This is a genomic window from Chryseobacterium cucumeris, from assembly GCF_016775705.1.
In the GTDB taxonomy this organism is placed as follows: Bacteria; Bacteroidota; Bacteroidia; order Flavobacteriales; family Weeksellaceae; genus Chryseobacterium; species Chryseobacterium cupriresistens.
The window spans coordinates 1,852,334-1,868,419 of the sequence record NZ_CP068760.1 but is presented as its reverse complement, the minus strand read 5'-3'; the positions used below and the strand labels follow the sequence as shown (position 1 = coordinate 1,868,419).

General features: G+C 37.6%; 15 protein-coding genes. 2 read left to right on the top strand and 13 right to left on the bottom strand.

The genetic code is table 11. The features are described 5' to 3' along the window. Positions 1-62: 62 nt before the first annotated feature. The 5 genes from JNG87_RS08345 to JNG87_RS08325 all read right to left on the bottom strand — a co-directional run bounded on the left by JNG87_RS08345 (position 63) and on the right by JNG87_RS08325 (position 5,570). Positions 63-1,904: a carbon starvation protein A gene (locus JNG87_RS08345; RefSeq protein ID WP_202843325.1), complete on the bottom strand. Its 1,842-nt coding sequence runs from the start codon at positions 1,902-1,904 to the stop codon at positions 63-65. Between the two features lie 196 nt (positions 1,905-2,100). Then, positions 2,101-3,135 carry an alpha/beta hydrolase gene (locus JNG87_RS08340; protein ID WP_202843323.1) on the bottom strand — a complete coding sequence of 345 codons (1,035 nt, stop codon included), beginning with the start codon at positions 3,133-3,135 and terminating at the stop codon, positions 2,101-2,103. A gap of 19 nt (positions 3,136-3,154) precedes the next feature. After that, the gene (locus tag JNG87_RS08335; protein ID WP_202843321.1) at positions 3,155-3,538 is read right to left on the bottom strand and encodes a DUF3037 domain-containing protein; all 384 of its coding nucleotides are present in this window, start codon (positions 3,536-3,538) and stop codon (positions 3,155-3,157) included. Then, complete coding sequence (locus tag JNG87_RS08330) at positions 3,525-4,298, bottom strand: HipA family kinase (protein ID WP_202843319.1); 774 nt, start codon at positions 4,296-4,298, stop codon at positions 3,525-3,527. The genes JNG87_RS08335 and JNG87_RS08330 overlap by 14 nt, the downstream gene beginning before the upstream one ends. Positions 4,299-4,313: 15 nt before the next feature. Next, on the bottom strand, positions 4,314-5,570 hold the full coding sequence (locus JNG87_RS08325) for a PKD domain-containing protein (RefSeq protein ID WP_202843317.1): 1,257 nt from the start codon (positions 5,568-5,570) through the stop codon (positions 4,314-4,316). Positions 5,571-5,631: 61 nt separating this feature from the next. Between JNG87_RS08325 and JNG87_RS08320 the strand changes: the two genes are divergently transcribed. Next, positions 5,632-6,474 carry an alpha/beta hydrolase family protein gene (locus JNG87_RS08320; protein ID WP_202843313.1) on the top strand — a complete coding sequence of 281 codons (843 nt, stop codon included), beginning with the start codon at positions 5,632-5,634 and terminating at the stop codon, positions 6,472-6,474. A gap of 49 nt (positions 6,475-6,523) precedes the next feature. Next, positions 6,524-7,033, top strand: coding sequence for a hypothetical protein (locus JNG87_RS08315; protein WP_202843306.1), 510 nt, complete (start codon positions 6,524-6,526; stop codon positions 7,031-7,033). Positions 7,034-7,206: 173 nt separating this feature from the next. Here the strand turns inward: JNG87_RS08315 and JNG87_RS08310 are convergent, their stop codons facing one another. The 8 genes from JNG87_RS08310 to JNG87_RS08275 form a co-directional block, all read right to left on the bottom strand. Further along, complete coding sequence (locus JNG87_RS08310; RefSeq protein WP_202843304.1) at positions 7,207-8,031, bottom strand: flavin reductase family protein; 825 nt, start codon at positions 8,029-8,031, stop codon at positions 7,207-7,209. A 60-nt stretch (positions 8,032-8,091) separates the two neighbouring features. Then, positions 8,092-8,499 (bottom strand): GxxExxY protein, encoded by a 408-nt coding sequence (locus JNG87_RS08305; protein WP_202843302.1) that lies wholly within the window; start codon positions 8,497-8,499, stop codon positions 8,092-8,094. A gap of 33 nt (positions 8,500-8,532) precedes the next feature. Beyond that, entirely contained in the window at positions 8,533-9,780 is a 1,248-nt protein-coding gene (gene fahA / locus JNG87_RS08300; RefSeq protein WP_202843300.1) for a fumarylacetoacetase, read from the bottom strand. 52 nt (positions 9,781-9,832) lie between these two features. Continuing rightward, the gene (locus JNG87_RS08295; protein WP_202843298.1) at positions 9,833-10,294 is read right to left on the bottom strand and encodes a hypothetical protein; all 462 of its coding nucleotides are present in this window, start codon (positions 10,292-10,294) and stop codon (positions 9,833-9,835) included. 69 nt (positions 10,295-10,363) lie between these two features. After that, entirely contained in the window at positions 10,364-11,494 is a 1,131-nt protein-coding gene (gene hppD, locus JNG87_RS08290; RefSeq protein ID WP_202843296.1) for a 4-hydroxyphenylpyruvate dioxygenase, read from the bottom strand. A gap of 237 nt (positions 11,495-11,731) precedes the next feature. Further along, positions 11,732-12,523 carry a hypothetical protein gene (locus JNG87_RS08285; RefSeq protein WP_202843295.1) on the bottom strand — a complete coding sequence of 264 codons (792 nt, stop codon included), beginning with the start codon at positions 12,521-12,523 and terminating at the stop codon, positions 11,732-11,734. A gap of 137 nt (positions 12,524-12,660) precedes the next feature. Further along, positions 12,661-13,935: an acetyl-CoA hydrolase/transferase family protein gene (locus tag JNG87_RS08280; protein ID WP_202843292.1), complete on the bottom strand. Its 1,275-nt coding sequence runs from the start codon at positions 13,933-13,935 to the stop codon at positions 12,661-12,663. 220 nt (positions 13,936-14,155) lie between these two features. Then, positions 14,156-15,667 (bottom strand): succinate CoA transferase, encoded by a 1,512-nt coding sequence (locus JNG87_RS08275; RefSeq protein WP_202843290.1) that lies wholly within the window; start codon positions 15,665-15,667, stop codon positions 14,156-14,158. Positions 15,668-16,086: the final 419 nt, after the last annotated feature.

Genomic DNA, 16,086 nt, shown 5'->3' with positions numbered 1-16,086 from the left:
GATAATGCTTAAAAAAACAGTTCAGAAATCCTGAACTGTTTTTTCTGTATAAAATTTGAATTTTATCTTTCTACCAGTTCTTTCACTGGTTCACCATAATGGTCAATTTCAGTTGTTTTGATTTGAAGCAGCTGATACCACTTTCTGAAAGCTCCTGCAAATACAATAAGCATCAGAACCATGGCTGTCACCGCTAAAGCAGCCAGCAAATACTGCCCTTTAGGAATGTAAATGGCGGTCACCTGAATATAACCCGCCCAGAAGGTAATTCCAGCCATGAATACACCCGGAATAGCCGAGCATAAAGCATATTTTCCCCTGTTCATTCTGATCAGCATCGTTGTACAGACAATAAGCCCGCAGGCTGCCAGCAATTGGTTACTGATTCCGAATAACGGCCAGATACTGTTTACATTTCCTGTATATACCAGATATCCCCAGGCAAAAGTGAAAAGAAGACTGCTGATAATGATTCCCGGAATCCAGTTTTTATCATTAAACTTTGGAACTACGGACCCCAGCATTTCCTGTAAGAAGAAGCGTCCGACTCTTGTTCCTGCATCAATGGCTGTAAGAATAAATACCGCTTCAAACATAATCGCGAAATTATACCAATACGCGGTAAGCTGATCCATATACGGGATTTTATTAAAGATATGGGCCATTCCCACGGCCAGAGATACTGCACCTCCGGTTCTGCCATACAGATCAATACCTATTTTCTGGGAGTAATAATCAATATCCACTCCGTGCAAAGAAGGATGCGCTGCCAGAAATGAATCATAGGCTTCTTTGGGCGTGTTGATGGCAAAATAATCACCCGGCATCAGTGTACAGGCTGCGATAAGCGCCATTAATGCGACAAAACCTTCTACCAGCATGGCTCCGTAACCAACAAAAAGAATTTCTCTTTCTTTATTAAGCATTTTCGGAGTGGTTCCCGTAGCAATCACCGCATGGAACCCGGAAATCGCTCCGCAGGCAATTACAATGAAGATAAAAGGAAGTACCGGACCGCCAATAATAGGGCCGCCGCCATTAACAAATGCTGTGATAGCCGGCATCTGTATCGTTGGATGGATAACGATTACCCCTATAGCCAGCATGATAATCGTTCCGATCTTTAAATAAGTCGATAGATAATCCCTGGGAACCAAAAGAAGCCATACGGGTAATACCGAAGCAATAAAACCATACAGAGGAATGGCAATAGAAATGGTTTTAATATCCCAGGAAAATAAACCATTCATCGTAGGATTCTGCATGAGGGTATGTCCTCCGATAATTCCTGCAACCAAAAGAATACCTCCCAAAATACTTGCAAACAGGACACTATTCTTTTTATAACGCATAATCAGACCCATAATGATCGCAATAGGCATCGTAATCACAACGGTAAAAAGAGACCATGAAGCTTCATGCATCGCGTTGATGCAAGCTAAAGATAGACCTGCCAGTGTAAGAATCAAAATGAAGAGGATCGCAAAACCTGCTACCGTACCCGTTGCTTTCCCGATTTCTTTGGAAGCAATCGTGGCTAGACTTTGCCCTTTATGCCTCACTGAAGCAAAAAGAACGATCATGTCATGCACTCCGCCTCCCAGTACGCATCCTATCAATATCCATAATGCGCCGGGAAGATACCCGAATTGTGCCGCCAAAACAGGGCCTACCAAAGGTCCCGCAGCTGCAATAGCTGCAAAATGATGCCCGAAAAGTACATTTTTATTGGTAGCCACATAATCTTTACCATCTGCAAATTCTACAGCAGGTGTTGTATTCCCGTCATTAAGCCGGAGAACTTTATTGGCAATGAAAATACCGTAAAAACGGTAAGCTATCGCAAAAAGAAGAACAGATACAAAGATGAGTGTAAGTGCATTGATATTGTTTAAAGATTCCATACTGCTTATTTTTGTTGATAAAAAATTAAACTATTGGTGTTTTTGTTGTTAATAATTTAAACAATAGCCAAGGTAATTAATTCTCAATGAAAAAGTAATAATATGTATATCAATCTAGCAAATTTGTATTTGTTCTTTATGTTATTAATTTGATTTATAGGATTTTGTATTGTACTCTGATAGATAAATATATATCTTATTTCTTTTGTGAAAGAACAAAATCTACCATCTTATCTGTAAGTTGGTCCAGATAAGCTTTATCAGTAGTGCCAAAGCCATGCACTCCGCCATCAACGACGATCAGGGAGTTCTGTATTTTGGCTCTGTTTAATTTTCGGTGGAGCTTTTTAGACTGGCTTAAAGGAACAATTTTATCATTATTCCCCTGGACAATTAAAGTTGGAACTCCTCCGGAAACAAAATAGACAGGGGAAATCGTTTTAAGATAGTCAATAGCGCTGTCCTGATCTTTTCTGATATTATATCCGGAAATTCCTTTGACAAGATTTTCCTGTAAACCGACAATTTTTTTAGACATTAATCCTATCATTCCCACCGGAATTGTTCCTAATCTTGTATGGAAAAGTTTGTTGAGGTCTGCAGGGCCATAATGATCAATCACATAATTCACTTTAGCCGAATAAGAGGAAAGTTCAGGATTACCAAGATAAGTATTGTCTGGTGTATAGGCTGCCATCAGAGAAAGATGGGCTCCGGCTGAAGCCCCGAAAAGTCCGATATTGTTGGTGTCAAGGTTATATTTTTCAGCATTTTTTCTTACCCATCTTATGGCATCTTTGGTATCTTCCAACGGCAGAGGAAAATGAATGCTGTCACTTAAAAGCGTATAATTGATACTGATCACCGCATACTGTTTGTCTATTAGTTTTTTTACAGTTGTTTCAAGATAATTATCTGCATTTACCACTTTGTCACCTTCTACCCATCCGCCTCCATGAACGTAGATCAATACCGGAAGTTTTTCAGTGGTGGCATTCTTGGGTGTATAGAGATCAAGAGCGAGAGGTTTGCCCTTTCTGTTTGTTTTGTACACGATATCTTCGGAAACTGTTGCAATTTCAGGAAGTAATGTACTTTTTACAGCAGAAGGTTTGTTTGGTCTTAATGGTAGGTCTTGTGAAAAAAATAAATTTGTAAAGCTTAAAAATAAAATAAAAAACAGGTTTGTGAAAAACCTGTATGTTGATATGTTGTTGATGTGTAATTTCATAATAAATTTTTAAGGAGTGTTATTTTACTAACTCCTCAAAAAGCTTACCAAAAGTGGCATTCAGATCCTTTGATTTTCCCGGATGAGGTCTTGAGGTCTGGACTACAGAACTTCTTACCGCTGTCAGCCATCGGAAACGTTCCGGAATATCAAGAAAAGCAATAGGACCGCCATCTTTCTCACCGTTAGCAATTTTTTGAAAGCTTTCAAGATTGTGGATGATATCATTGTAATCCAGTTTGCTATGCATCAGTTTGAATTTGTCCGGACACAAATAGAATTCCACTCTGATGAATTTTTCCTTTTTGGAAAACATCACCAGCCCGATATTGAAAAATTCTTCTCTTTCAACTTTAGGTACCAGGCGTATTACCGCATATTCATATATTTTATCCTCTTGCATTTTTCGCTTCGTTTACAAAGATTTGAGAATTTTCTAATCTGGTTTTCATAAACTGAAAATAGATCTCACGGATTTCTTCCGGTGTTTCGTCGGCATCATTCCAGTGCAGCCAGTCTCCAGGAATCATATTCACAATGTCTCTGAAAAGAGTATCATTCAAAACTTCATGAGCAAATTTATCCGCTTCGTCAAGCATTTTGGCCTTAGGAAGAAGCACATGATCTTTCACATATTTGAAAGGCGTTTTAGCCGCTGCATCAAAATTCTGCCAGGAGTGGTGGAAGTAGAACGAAGCACCATTATCGATGATCCAAAGTTCTTTATGCCACATCAGCATATTCGTATTTTTAAAAGTACGGTCGATGTTGGTAATGAATGCATCCAGCCATACTATTTTTGACGCCAGAAGCGGGTCAACACTTACTCCCGGGTCATAGGTGATAGAACCGGAAAGATAATGCAGCCCAAGATTCAGTCCTTCGGAAAACTTAAGAAGATCCTGTATTTCCTCATCGGCTTCCGTTCTTCCGAAATCGGCGTCAAGATTAACGAAAACAAGTTCAGGAATTTTAAGTCCCAAAGCTTCGGTAATTTTCCCGCCCAAAAGTTCGGAGATCAGCATTTTTACCCCATGGCCTGCACCACGGAATTTTAATACATATTTGAAATCATCATCAGCTTCTGCCAGAGCCGGAAGAGATCCTCCTTCTCTCAGGGGCAGAATGTAACGCATCACGGTTACAGTTCTTAAATTCTGCATGCAGCAAAAATAAGCTTATTTTTTAATAATTTTTTTAGTGAATTCCTTTTCACCTGTTTTATATTGCAGGAAATAAACTCCGCTGGTCAGATGCTGAAGTGAAATACTGTAGCCAGTCTCTGTTTTATTCAAATGATAAGGAATGATTTTTCCTGAAGCTTCTGTAAGGGAAATTACTTCAAATTTCTTTTTAGAAACAATGTTAATAAGGTTTTGAACAGGATTTGGATAGATTTGAATTCCGTTTTCTATAGTTGTTTCCGCAGTATTTAATGTATTTATAACCACCAGTTTTGTTTTGGTAGTTGTTGCTCCGCAGGCATCGGTTGTCAGTTTAACATTATAATTTCCTACTGCAGTATAGGTATGCGTCGGATTTTCCAAAGTAGATGTTGTACCATCACCAAAATCCCATAAATAAGAAGCTGCATTCTGTGTTGTATTAGTAAACTGAACGGTTCCTGCTCCGGTAAGCTGATAAGTGAATCTGCTGTGAACATCATTGTTGGTTACATACCATTGACCAGGCTGGTTATAGACCTCTGTTTTCACAATTTCTTTGATCAACTGAGCCTGTGCCGGAGTAAGATTTCCATTAAAAGGAATCTGGGTCGGATCTTTTTTGAAAATAATAGTATAAAATGTATACGCAGCCGCCATAGAACCAATGTAGCTCGGGTGCGATTCGTCCTGATCATACAATTCAATGGCCGGGTTTTGTTCTCTGATTGTTCTCCAGACTTTACCTACAGGAGAGACAATGCCTTCATTGTTCATAGCCATTTCCATGTATCGGTTATAAATTTGCATGTCCATTCCCTGATAGGTACAGACAGCCGGAAGCCCGGGACAGTTCGTAGCATCTCCGTTTTTACGGCCCCAGGTCATATAGAAAATAACATTTCCACAAGGATTGGCTGTTTTAATTAAATTGGAAAGCTGAAGCGCATAAGGATACACCTGGTTTTGTACCTGCGAATCAGGAAACGAAGGAAGCTGGCTCTGTTCCTGCAATACCACGTAATCCCAGTTTCCCTGATTAATGTCTGTAGTGACATTCGGATTGTTGGCATGATCCTGCAGGGTAGCACCTCCCGGAGTCTGGCTGTGATGCTCGAATACATCACCATTAGATGCAGCAATGCTTTGAATAAGGCCAGGTAAATTGTTAACATAAGTATAACTGTTTCCAATAAAGAATACCCTTTTGGTCGTCTGGCTCAGGATGAAAGAAAATGTAATTAAAGATAAAAAAAGTAGAGTTTTTTTCATAAATTTCAGTTTGAATTCATCCTATAAATATAAATAATATTAAGTAAAACCCATTTGTTTTATGAATTTGATTATAGAAAAGAATATATACTTAGAAAATAAAGAAACAAAAGGTTTTCTTGCTGATGCTTTTTATAAAGACAGTCAAAAAAAACTTCCCCTGATCATATTTGTTCACGGATATAAAGGGTATAAAGATTGGGGAGCCTGGAATCTGATGGCTGAAAAGTTTGCGGAAGCTGGCTTTTTCTTTGTCAAGTTTAATTTTTCACATAACGGGACAACAACCGATGATCCGCTCAACTTCGGAGATCTTGAAGCTTTTGGAAATAATAATTATTCTAAAGAACTTTCAGATCTTGGCGTAGTGATTGATCACTTTAGTAAAGATCCCCATGTGGATGATGAAAAGATTGTGCTGATCGGGCACAGCAGAGGAGGAGGAATTTCTATTGTTAAAACTTTTGAAGATGAAAGGATTAACGGGTTGATTACGGTGGCCAGTGTGGATACTTTAGATCGTTTTCCAAAAGGAGAAGCCTTTGAGAACTGGAAAAATAATGGAGTGTATTATGCGCTGAACGGCCGTACAAAACAAGAAATGCCTCATTATTATCAGTTTTATGAAGACTATGAAAAGGATATTCACCGTTTTGATGTAGAACGAGCTACAGAAATGGCTAAAGCTCATATGCTGATTATTCATGGAACAGAAGATGAAGCGGTAGAAGTAAAACAGGCTGAACATCTTCATATTCTCCACCCCAATTCTGAATTGTTTCTTATTGAAAATGCCAACCATACTTTCGGGGCAAAAGAACCATGGGAAGAAAATGATCTACCAAAAGATCTCCATACTGTAACTGAAAAATGCATTGATTTTATCAATGAAAAATTGAAATAAAACGTTTAAAACTACGTTATTATATGGTAACCACCATAAAAATATATTTATGAAAAAAATTATTGCAGGCGCATTTGCGCTTTCATTATGTGTTGTTTCATGTAAAAAAGAAACAAAAACAGAATCTTCTGTAAGCAGTGATACTTTGGCAACGGTAATGCCTAAGGATTCCGCAACAACTCCAAAAACAGATTCAGCAGCAACTGCAGCTCCTTCTGCTCCTGCTCCGGATAATGTTATTACCAAAAACGTTGGGAAATATCCTCATGATATTAAATTCTTTGAAGATAAAGGTATTTCAGAAAGACTTAAAAAACTTACTGGTGCTCAGTATGATGAGATGGTAAAGAATTTCAATGTGGAAAGTCCTGTTGTATCAGAAAATGGAATCTACAAACTGACAGGATGTAAACAGCACGATTGTCCGGGATACGCGACAAGCATTTATTACGATGCTAAAAATGATAATCTGAATGTTTCCATAGATAAAAACGGCAAGATAACAGAATTTGCTGAAAAAGGGAAAATTACGGTCTCAGAATCACTGAAAGCAAAATAAGAAAGTAAACAAGAAGCTGGAAGATAATAGTATTCAGTATCTATTGAAATCAAAATGGAACTATTTTCCAAAGGGTATTAATTTGGACAAAAATCTATTCATAAGACCTTATATACTTCCAGCTTCTTACTTCCAGCATAAAAAAATAAGCCTGAAATTTCAGGCTTATTTTTTTATTTAATAGTGAGCAAAACCCACGCTTCTTCCACTTTGCTTTCCAGAAGTAATTTCTGTGCGTCGAGATGAATATTTTCACCAGCATGAAAGTCACCTTCAGGCAATACTTCCGTATTGGCAAGCATTCCAAGGTCATTTCCTGTAAATACTTTACTATATTTGATAGAATCCGGCAGCAGATCAAAACCGATTCCTTTTGTTACCAAAGGTTTAGGTACTTCAAAAAGACTGTTTTCATTGCTTCTGGAATACCAGTTGCTGCCTAAACGGGCTACCATATCCAGTTTTTTCTGATCCAGATTTCCTGCTTCATTCAGATATTCTTCCCTGATATGAATTTTCTGAACTTCACAGATCACCAGATTTCCTGCACCGCCCTGATCACCCAATGATTTTACTTCTAAAACTTTGCATTCAAAGTTAACAGGGCATTCTTCAATCAGCTTAGGTTGTACAAGATCTGCCTCTTTCATGGTAAGACCGGATTTGATAAACTCATTCACTCCGGTTTCATATTCTGTAGAGGCTAAAGAGATCTGTTGTACAATCGGAAAGTTTACTGTTCCGATGACTACTTCCGGTACTTCAAGAACATTTTCCAGCGTATGCTTGGTGGTATTATCACGAACTCTTCTCGATGGTGAAAAAATCAAAATCGGAGGAACCGTACTGAACATATTAAAAAAACTGAAAGGAGATAAGTTATTATTACCGTCTTTATCTACAGTAGATGCCAGTGCAATCGGTCGTGGTGAAACGGCGGTCTGCATAATGGTCTGTAGTTGTACGGAGGTTATCTCGGAGGGGATTACTGTTTTCATATTCTATTTAACCACAAAAGGCACAAAAGTTTTAAGTAAAATACTTTTAATCATTAAAGTTTAAAAAAGCATATCGTAATATTGATTTACAAAGGTTTCTTGCCCTTCGTGATATAGGTTTTTTACATTAAAATTGACTAAAATGCCTTTGGGTTTCTTCATTAAGTTAATATAGTTAAGAAGTTGAGCTCTATGAATATCATTAAGCTTCGCAACTGACTTTAATTCTACCACAATTAGGTCTTCAATTAAAAAGTCACAAAAGAAATCACAGTTAATTTCTTTTCCTTTGTAATGTACAGGAACTTTCAATTCAGATTTAAAATTAATATTTCTTAATCTAAATTCTTCTTCCAGACATTTATGATATACGCTTTCCAATAAACCAGGCCCTAAAATTTTGTGAACTTCTATACAAGCACCATTTATTTTATAGGTAAGATCTGTTAAAAATGATTGCGTAATCATAAATTCTTTTGTGACTATTGTGGTAAAAAAAAGTTAAAGTGCTGGAATGATTTTACCTGAAACTTCACCGAAACCTACTCTCACACCGTCTTTTTCAGCCCAGGCCTTCATGGTAACCGTATCATTATCTTCAATGAATTTTCTTTCTTCTCCGTTGCTTAATGACAAAGGATTTTGTCCTCTCCATGTAAGTTCAAGCATAGAACCGAAAGATTTCGGGTCACTTCCGGAAATGGTTCCACTGGCGTACATATCACCAACTTCTACGTTGCAACCGTTTACGGTGTGGTGTGCCAGTTGCTGGGTCATATTCCAGTACATGTGTTTGTAGTTGCTTTCACAGATCAGATTTTGATCTCCGTTTTCAGGTTGGATATATACTTCAAGGTTGATATCGTAATTTTTATCACCTTCAAATTTTAAATAGTCTAAAACCTCAGGATCCTGCACCGGGGAAGCGGTTCTGAACGGCTCCAAAGCTTCAAGGGTAACTACCCATGGAGAAATGGATGAACCGAAGTTTTTCGCAAGGAAAGGCCCTAACGGAACATATTCCCAGGATTGGATATCTCTTGCAGACCAGTCGTTGAAAACGACCATTCCAAAGATGGCATCTTCAGCGTCTTTAGTAGAAATACTTTCTCCCATCTCTGTATTTTTATTGATGATGAAAGCCATTTCCAGTTCGAAATCCAGTTGTTTAGATGGTCCGAAAAACGGTTTATCTGCATCGGCAGGCTTTGTCTGACCTTTCGGACGGTTGATCTCCGTTCCGGAAACTACAATAGAGGATGCTCTTCCGTGGTAACCTACCGGTAAGTGTTTCCAGTTGGGTAATAATGCGTTTGCAGGATCACGGAACATTTTTCCAACATTGGTAGCATGTTCGATGCTGCTATAGAAGTCTGTATAATTCGGGATGTGAACAGGCATCATCATTTTTACTTTATCCAGGTCATAGAAAGCCTCTTCAATAGTTTTCTGATCTTTTGATAAAGTGGATCCTTCCTGTAATAAGGTTTGGATTTTAATACGAACAGCATTGGTAACAGGTTTACCCAGCTCGATAAATTCGTTGATGGTATACGCTTCAAAAACATTGTCGTCTAATCCTTCAATATCTTCAAAATACCCAAGATCGTACAATGTAGCAAGGTCAATGACCTGATCTCCGATTCTTGTACAGCATCCGATATATTCTTTGTTAAAAACTGCGACTCCGAAAGGAATATTGTGTATAGAAAAATCCGAATTTGAGGAATAGTCTACAAATGATTTCATAAGTTTAGATTTTAGTTAGATTCAATATCATCCGGAGAATTCCCCGGAACATTTATTTGGCCTTTTTTGAGTAAGATGCTTCATCTATCCATCTGTCTCTGGTATTGACATCGATGAGGTATAAAATATTGTCCTGTTGTGTCAGCAGTAAAGTCTTCGTGACAGGCATTGGGATTTTTTTGTTTTCAAGCATGTCTGCCCGTAAAGAAATAATATTTTTTTTCCTGATGATATCACCGGTGAAAACATTGGAACTGCTTTCTCCTGTTGCTTTATCATCGAAAACTTCTACATACGTGGCATTATTCCCTTTGATGATAATAAAGTCCCGTTCCGTATGATCGGCTTCATCTTTGATGAAAACAAACTTTTTGTTATCAATATTTACATTTTCAAGATGCTGATTGATACCTTTTCTTTGTTCAAGTCGGTTAAGGATTTCATTCAAAGTTCCATATTGGGCTTTAAGCCCTAAGGTTCCCAGAAGGAAAATCCCGATAAAAAGTTTTCTCATATACTGTGTTTTATAAAAAAGTTTTGCCAGAATACAGTATTCTGACAAAACTTATATTTTATTGTAAAATTAAAGATTACCTCTTCTTTCCTGTTCTCTTTCTAATGCTTCGAATAACGCCTTGAAATTTCCGGCACCAAAACTTTGTGCACCGTGTCTTTCAATAATTTCGAAGAATAGAGTAGGGCGGTCTTCTACAGGCTTCGTAAAGATCTGTAATAAATACCCTTCTTCATCATGATCAATAAGTATACCTAACTCCTGAAGTTTTTTAAGATCTTCATCAATATGACCTACTCTTTCAGGAACCATGTCGTAATAAGCTTCCGGTGGAGCAGAAAGGAATTCAACACCACGCTTCTTCAATTCAGTTACGGTATGGATAATATCTTTCGTCGCTACAGCAATGTGCTGTACCCCTTCTCCTTCATAGAAATCAAGATATTCTTCTACCTGAGATTTCTTTTTCCCTTCTGCAGGTTCGTTGATCGGGAATTTTGCATATCCGTTTCCGTTTGACATTACTTTAGACATCAGTGCAGAATATTCTGTGTTGATCTGCTTATCATCAAAAGAAAGGATGTTTACAAATCCCATTACTTTTTCATACCATTCTACGGTTGGGATCATTCTGTTCCAGTCAACATTTCCTACACAGTGGTCTACGTATAATAAACCTGCTTCTTCAGGCTTATAATCACTTTCCCACTTTTCGTAACCAGGCATGAAAGCTCCGTTATAATTTTTTCTTTCCACAAACATGTGAACGGTTTCTCCATAGGTGTAGATACCGGACATTCTTACCTCACCCTGCTCATCAGTTAACGTTACAGGCTCTAAATAAGGTTTTCCTCCTCTTTTAGTTGTTTCTTCGAAAGCTGCATAAGCGTCATCTACCCAAAGTGCCAAAATTTTTACTCCGTCACCATGTTTTTTTACGTGCTCACTGATAGGAGAGTCAGATTTAAGTCCTGTTGTTAATACCAATCTGATTTTTCCTTGTTGAAGCACATAAGATGCACGGTCTCTTACTCCTGTTTCAGGACCCGCATAAGCTACAGACTGAAAACCGAAAGCGGTTTTGTAATAATGGGCAGCCTGTTTTGCATTTCCTACATAAAACTCAATATAATCTGTACCATTAATTGGTAAGAAATTTTCTGCTTGAGCTATTTTTTCGGCAAATGTAAGTGTTGACATATTTTCTCTTTTACTTTTATTTTATTGGTATGCAAATTACAAAATTCTTAGACATTGCGAAAATATTCCCCCGGATTCATTGAATATATTTAACATAACGTTAAAGAAGAGTTTACTTAAGTATATTTAAGTTTCATAAGTTTAAAATCGTCTGCCTACATTTGTTATACAAAAAGACAAGTGAAAAAAAAATATTTCGAAACATGAAAGCCGTAGATTTCTCTGCGGCTTTTTATTTTAGATTGTTTCAATTTTTCGGTTGAGCATTCCTGCGTCGGGATTATAATTATCCCATATCTTCCAGGTATCATTTATTTTTCGGATAAAATAGATCTGGGTACTGAGTTGATTCACGAAATGTTCTTCGCCGGTTTCTCCCACTTTGAACAGAAGATTCCAGAATTCCTGAGACTCCAGTATTTTTTTGTCCGGTTCGTCTGTGACAACGTGAATATCAAATACTTCATAATTGGATCTGTTGTTTTTTGTAACCAGGTGAAAATCTTTATCACACAACTCTTTACTAAACTGTGAAGCTCTTTCCAGAAAAGGAGAGTTGTCAAATACCAGACCTTTTAAAAGTTCGGTATTGTGAGTCGGAAACAGCTTATAAAATTCAAAAACGGCAGCACAGTAATCATATACCATCTGTGTAAGATAGGATTGGTCATCTGTTCCCTCATCATTCTCTTTTCTGTACCTTACCGTAAGGATGTAATCATTAAGATCTTTATATCCTAAAAAGATACAGATTTTATCCAGTGTTTTTAAAAATCTGAGATCACTGTGGGTTTTATCCTGATAATCGTTTTCAAAAAATCGTTGAAGGGTAACATGGGAAATGGTATTTCCGATTTCAAATTTTTTTCCTCCCTTCAGTTCTTCAGCCTCAGAGAGTTCATCTTTGATGATTTCGGAAAGAATAATATAGTGGCTTCTCTTCCATTCATTCACATTCCCCAAAACAGAATTCCTTACCTTGGAATGTTTTACAATTTCGTCTCGTATCGAATTATATATAGTTTTCAATTTCCTTGTTTTTGAATGAATTTTATCAAATATACTGCCAAAAAATTAATATTTTCATATGATTCTATGATGTTAAATTCAAAATTTGTTTTAATTTTTATAGCAAAAAAAGTTTTGAAAACTTTATGGTTTGATTATCAATGTTTAAATCTTTCAAAAGCAGCTCTTTCCAGCATTTCTCTGTCATCCGGATGGGCAATGCTGATAAGTTCCTGTGCTCTCTGGCGAAGGTTTTTTCCGTACAGATAAGCTGTTCCGTATTCAGTTACTACATAATGAATATGCCCTCTTGTAGTAACTACACCAGCACCCTGCTTAAGAAAGGGAACAATTCTGGAAACTCCTTTTTTTGTTCTTGCGGTAATGGCTATGATAGGTTTCCCGTCGTCACTTAAAGCAGCACCGCGCATAAAATCCATTTGTCCTCCGATTCCACTGTACTGGAGCGTTCCGATAGAGTCGGCACATACCTGTCCTGTGAGGTCTATTTCAATGGCAGAATTGATGGCAACCATCTTTTTGTTTCTCATGATATTGATAGGAAAATTAACCTCGCTTACATCCCTGAAAGCAAAAACGGTGTTATCATCCACATAATCATAGAGTTTCCGGGTTCCGAAACAGAAACTTGTGATGGTTTTGTTATCGTTGTAGCCTTTGTATTTATTATTGATCACATCATTCTGAATCAGATCGATAACACCGTCGCTCAGCATTTCTGTGTGAATTCCCAGATCTTTGTGATTGGTAAGGCATTTCAGAACTGCATCAGGAATGGTTCCGATACCCATCTGAAGGGTCGATCTGTCTTCAATAAGCTCCGCAACATTTTTTCCTACCAGCATTTCTTCGGGGCCTACTTTGGAACCGTAATCTACTGTTGGGAGTTCCTCTTCATGCCATACCAGCTTGTGAATTCTGCTGATGTGGATCATCCCGTCTCCATGGGTTCTTGGCATTCTTGGGTTAACGATGGCTACAATGATTTTTGCCGTATCTACAGCAGCTCTCGCAATATCGACTGAAGTTCCCAACGTACAAAAACCGTGTTGATCTGGTGGAGAAACGGTGACGATCGCCACATCCAGTGGCAGGATGTTTTTTCTGAATAAAATAGGAATTTCACTTAAGAAAACGGGAACAAAGTCTCCGCGGTCAGAATTCACAGCATCACGCACAGGCGTTGAAACAAATAAAGAATTGATGAAAAAGCTGTCTTTGTATTGTGGTTTTGCAATTTCCACATTTCCCTGTTGGGTAATGGAAACCATTTCCACATTTTGCAGCCGGCCGGACTGTCTTGCCAACTCGTCAATCAGATAATTCGGGGTACACGCACTGCCATGAAAGAACACACGGTTTCCGCTTTTTATTGTATATATTGCTTCTTCTGCGCTGATGTAATTATTCATATTTTGTCTTTTTTAAAAGGGTGCTCAACGTATTTTAAATCTCATAAAAATACCGCTCTTCTTTCAAAGATAATCTTTATAATTTTATGTTCATATAAATTTTTTAAGGATATTGAACAGATTTTTGTCATATGAATAAACCAATTTTGATTTAAAATAACAAGGACCAAATGCATTGGCATTCAGTCCTTTTTGTTTTATTTGATCTTTGATGAAAATCTTAATTAGCGGCTTCTACAGCTGTTTTCTGTTTCATACTTCCGGTTTCTGCAAATCGTAAATGCCAGCTGAAGGCTTCCTGTAATAAATGAGGAGTATGACCTCCTTTTTCGCAGGCTCTGTCGAAATAAGATTGTAATTCTTCTTTATAATCCGGGTGAACACAGTTGTCAATGATTTTCTGTGCCCTTTCTCTGGGAGCTAAACCTCTTAAATCAGCCAATCCGACATCTGTTACCAGAATATCAACATCATGTTCCGTATGGTCGGTATGAGAAACCATTGGAAGGACGTGAGAAATATTGTTGCCTTTTGAAGCAGCCTGAGTTACGAAAATACTTAAATAAGCATTTCTCGCGAAGTCTCCGGAACCTCCGATTCCGTTCATGATTTTGGTTCCTCCGATATGAGTGGAGTTTACATTTCCATAGATATCAAATTCAATGGCGGTATTGATGGCAATCACTCCCAATCTTCGGATCAGTCCCGGTGTATTGGAAATATTCTGAGGTCTTAAAACGAATTTGTCTTTATATTTTGAAAGATTTCCTAATACTCTTTCGTAGCATTCCTGAGAAACGGTAATGGAAGATGCTGAGGCAAAGCTTAGCTTACCGGAATCGATCAGATCGAAGGTACTGTCCTGAAGTACTTCGGAAAACATTGTCAGATCATAAAAATTACTGTCTTTGAAACCTGTCAGAACAGCGTTGGCTACTTTACCAATACCTGCCTGAAGAGGAAGTAGTCTGTCGGTAAGTCGTCCCAAAAGAACTTCATTTTCAAAGAACGCAAGAAGATGTTTGGCGATTGCTGTTGTTTTTTCGTCAGGTTCTGCAATATCTGCCGGACTGTCTTTACGGTTGGTAAATACAATAGCTTCAATCTTTTCAGGATCTACAGGAATGCTTTTTCTCCCGATTTTATTCCATGGCGCTACGATTGGAATAACATTTCTGTAAGGATAATCTTCAGCCTGGTAAATATCGTGGATTCCGTAAACTTCTTCTGGAACTTCGGTATTGATTTCAATAATCACTTTTTTAGCCAAAGCAGCAAATGTCACCGAATTTCCTACAGAAGTGGTAGGAACAATACTTCCGTCTCTTTCAATATAGGCCGCTTCAATAATAGCTACGTCAATACTCTGAAGATTTTTGGTGTGAAGGAGTTCGGCACTTTCACTTAAATGCTGGTCGATGAATAGAATTTCGCCATTGTTAATTTTATTTCTTAAAACAGGATCTACCTGGAAAGGCATCCTTTTCTTCAGAACATTGGCTTCAGCCAGCTTTCCATCGGTACCGTGGCCTAGTGAAGCTCCCGTCATTAAAGTGACTTTAAGGTCTTCGGTTTTTCCTCTTTCTGCCAGTGCCGGCAAAATGGCTTTGCTGTCACCTGCTTTCGTAAAGCCGCTGGACCCGATGGTCATACCGTCTTTAATGATTTTTACTGCGTTTTCAGCGGTAGTTACTTTTTCGCGTAGACTTTCTAATCTGATTCTTTCTAACATGTAATATTGATTTTGTTTTAAACCACCATTACTTAGGATGCGTCATGAAAAATAATGATGGCCAATATGGTAACCATACCTCACAAATTTACAAAAAAAGACGCTTTAAATAAAGGATTTAAAGCGTCTTTTGTATGTATTCAGTAATACTTTTTAATATGAACTTAATAGACTTTTTTAATATTAGATAAATCTATTTGAATTTTCAACCACAAAAGTCACAAAGCTTGGTTAAATACTCTTGTTTAATGAAAAAGCCAATATTAATACTGCATAAAGTTTACATTAGAGGAAAATCTTCGATTTTCAAGACTTTTGTGTTCTTTATAATTAATAAAGATTCACCTATAAACCTTTAGTGTTTATATCTTTTGTGACTTTTGTGGTTGATAGTAAAGTTTAAAACTGTTTTAATTCTT

Excerpts from the sequence above, each read along its gene's own strand:
- JNG87_RS08345 (WP_202843325.1), bottom strand. The coding sequence starts at position 1,904 with ATGGAATCTTTAAACAATATCAATGCACTTACACTCATCTTTGTATCT.
- JNG87_RS08340 (WP_202843323.1), bottom strand. The coding sequence starts at position 3,135 with ATGAAATTACACATCAACAACATATCAACATACAGGTTTTTCACAAAC.
- JNG87_RS08335 (WP_202843321.1), bottom strand. The coding sequence starts at position 3,538 with ATGCAAGAGGATAAAATATATGAATATGCGGTAATACGCCTGGTACCT.
- JNG87_RS08330 (WP_202843319.1), bottom strand. The coding sequence starts at position 4,298 with ATGCAGAATTTAAGAACTGTAACCGTGATGCGTTACATTCTGCCCCTG.
- JNG87_RS08325 (WP_202843317.1), bottom strand. The coding sequence starts at position 5,570 with ATGAAAAAAACTCTACTTTTTTTATCTTTAATTACATTTTCTTTCATC.
- JNG87_RS08320 (WP_202843313.1), top strand. The coding sequence starts at position 5,632 with ATGAATTTGATTATAGAAAAGAATATATACTTAGAAAATAAAGAAACA.
- JNG87_RS08315 (WP_202843306.1), top strand. The coding sequence starts at position 6,524 with ATGAAAAAAATTATTGCAGGCGCATTTGCGCTTTCATTATGTGTTGTT.
- JNG87_RS08310 (WP_202843304.1), bottom strand. The coding sequence starts at position 8,031 with ATGAAAACAGTAATCCCCTCCGAGATAACCTCCGTACAACTACAGACC.
- JNG87_RS08305 (WP_202843302.1), bottom strand. The coding sequence starts at position 8,499 with ATGATTACGCAATCATTTTTAACAGATCTTACCTATAAAATAAATGGT.
- fahA (WP_202843300.1), bottom strand. The coding sequence starts at position 9,780 with ATGAAATCATTTGTAGACTATTCCTCAAATTCGGATTTTTCTATACAC.
- JNG87_RS08295 (WP_202843298.1), bottom strand. The coding sequence starts at position 10,294 with ATGAGAAAACTTTTTATCGGGATTTTCCTTCTGGGAACCTTAGGGCTT.
- hppD (WP_202843296.1), bottom strand. The coding sequence starts at position 11,494 with ATGTCAACACTTACATTTGCCGAAAAAATAGCTCAAGCAGAAAATTTC.
- JNG87_RS08280 (WP_202843292.1), bottom strand. The coding sequence starts at position 13,935 with ATGAATAATTACATCAGCGCAGAAGAAGCAATATATACAATAAAAAGC.
- JNG87_RS08275 (WP_202843290.1), bottom strand. The coding sequence starts at position 15,667 with ATGTTAGAAAGAATCAGATTAGAAAGTCTACGCGAAAAAGTAACTACC.